The sequence below is a fragment of the Methylobacterium sp. genome (assembly GCF_019750675.1).
Taxonomy (GTDB): domain Bacteria; phylum Pseudomonadota; class Alphaproteobacteria; order Rhizobiales; family Beijerinckiaceae; genus Methylobacterium.
Genome location: NZ_JAIEOF010000417.1, coordinates 1 through 2,139 on the forward strand (window position 1 = coordinate 1; position 2,139 = coordinate 2,139).

At 66.4% G+C, this 2,139-nt stretch carries 3 protein-coding genes; all 3 read left to right on the forward strand.

Going from position 1 to position 2,139, the window contains the following annotated elements; genetic code table 11:
- On the forward strand, nucleotides 1-786 hold a 786-nt coding region (locus tag K2X24_RS21980), incomplete at its 5' end, for a hypothetical protein (protein WP_292501115.1).
- Between the two features lie 5 nt (nucleotides 787-791).
- Nucleotides 792-1,301 (forward strand): HNH endonuclease, encoded by a 510-nt coding sequence (locus tag K2X24_RS21985; RefSeq protein WP_292501117.1) that lies wholly within the window; start codon nucleotides 792-794, stop codon nucleotides 1,299-1,301.
- A 53-nt stretch (nucleotides 1,302-1,354) separates the two neighbouring features.
- Nucleotides 1,355-2,139, forward strand: a 785-nt coding sequence (locus K2X24_RS21990; protein WP_292501119.1) for a PD-(D/E)XK nuclease family protein, incomplete at its 3' end; no start/stop codon positions are given.

Genomic DNA, 2,139 nt, shown 5'->3' on the forward strand with positions numbered 1-2,139 from the left:
AGCATCGAGGTCCCCGCCGGCACGCCGGCCGAGCGCATCGACGATGCAGCCCTCGTCGCGAAGCTGGAGGAGGCGGGCGAGTTCAACACCGACCTTGAGCGCCGCCGCATCCGGCGGGAGCAGGCCGAGGACGAGGTCGCGGCGCAAGAAGTGTCCATCGAGACGCTTCGGGCTCGCGCCAAGCAGCTTCGGCATGATGCAGACGAGGCGGATGCGGAGGCGGACAAGATCAACGCCCGCATGGTCGTCACCCGAGGCAAGCTCGCCGACGCCGCGGCCCTCCCCGAGCCGATCGACACGCTCGACCTGCGCGAGCGCATCGCGGAAGCCGGCCGCACCAACACCGCCGTCGCCCAGCGCGAGCAGCGGGTCCGGATCGAGGCGCAGGTGCAGGCTGCCGAGACCGAAGCCGCCGCCCTGACCAAGGCCATCGAGCAGCGCGCCAACGAGAAGCGTGAGGCCATCGCCAAGGCGCACCTGCCCGTGCCCGGCATCGGGTTTGGCGAGGACGAGATCCTGCTGAACGAGGTCCCGTTCGACCAGGCGTCCAGCGCCGAGCAGCTGCGCACGTCCGTCGCCATCGCGATCGCGGCCAATCCGAAGCTCCGGGTCATCCGCATCCAGGACGGCTCGCTCCTCGACGAGGACGCCATGCGGATCCTCGCCGAGATGGCCGAGACCTCGGACTATCAGGTCTGGATCGAGCGGGTTGGCGCAGGCAGTGCGGTTGGGATCGTCATCGAGGATGGCTCTATCGCTTCGTCGACTGCCATGGCTGCGGAGTAGCAGCCATGAAGACGGCAAGCGGCCGCTCCGTCATCACCCAGGATTTCGTCCTTCAGGTGCTGATCTATGACCCTGAGACCGGCTTCTTCACGTGGAGACAGTCTCGGGGCGGGAAGCTTGCCGGATCCAGGGCCGGTGGCCTGGATGGTGACGGGTACGAGGTCATCCGCCTCAACAAGCAGGCGTTCCGCTCGCACCGTCTCGCTTGGCTCTACGTCCACGGCGTCCTGCCTGAAAACGACGTCGACCATCGCGATCTGAACCGATCGAACAACGCGATCGTCAATCTTCGCCCTGCTACGCGGGCGCAGAATATCGCCAATACAAAGAGGCGGACAACGAACCGCTCTGGCTACAAAGGAGTGAGCTACCACGCTTTCTCTGGCCTCTACCGCGCAACTATCTTTGTTCGTGGCAAGCAGATCTGCGGCAAGTACCACAAGAAGCCTGAGGATGCCTACGCAGAGTACTGCGCGATGGCGGTTGCCTCATATGGCGAATTTGCGAGGTTATGATGAAGATTACCCAACATCTCGAAGGCCGGATTGAAACCCCCGGTCTCTATCACATGCCGGCACGTGCATATCATGCTGATCCGTCCGTAACGCCTTCGCTGTCCTCGTCCATCGCGAAGGTACTCATCACCCAAAGCCAGGAGCACGCCTGGAGCGAGCACCCGCGCCTGGGCAAGGCCCCGGACGCGGAGCGGGACCCGACCCGCCCGATGGAGATCGGCACGGCGGCCCACAAGCTGATCCTGGGGCACGGCGCCGATCTCGTGATCATTGACGCGGCCGACTACAAGGGTGGGGCCGCCAAGGCCTCCCGGGCCGCCGCCTACGCTGCCGGTGACGCGCCGATCCTGCGCCCCGACTGCGAGAAGGCCGAGACGCTGGCCTCGCAGGTCGCGCTCCGGCTCGCCCGCATCCCCGGGTGCGAGGGCTTCCAGGCCGCACCGGCCGAGGTCGTCGCCATCGCCCGCGACGTGTCCGGCGCGTGGCTGCGCATCATGATGGACCGCGTCGAGATCCACCCGGACCACGCGATCATCTGGGACGTGAAGACTGGAGATCAGTCGGCCGCACCTCAGACCCTCGGCCGCCGCGTCGAGCAGATGGGAATGGAGGTGCAGGCCGCGTTCTACATCCACGTCCTGGGCCTGCTGTTCCCGCACCTGCAGGGCCGCATCGCCTTCCGGTGGATCTTCATCGAGAACGACGCGCCCCACGGCGTGTGCGTCGCCGAGGCTGATGCCGCCGGCCTGCACATCGGTGCCCACAAGGTCACCCTCGCGCTCACCCGCTGGAACAAGGGCCTGAAATCCGGGACCTGGGCCGGCTACCCGACGCAGAT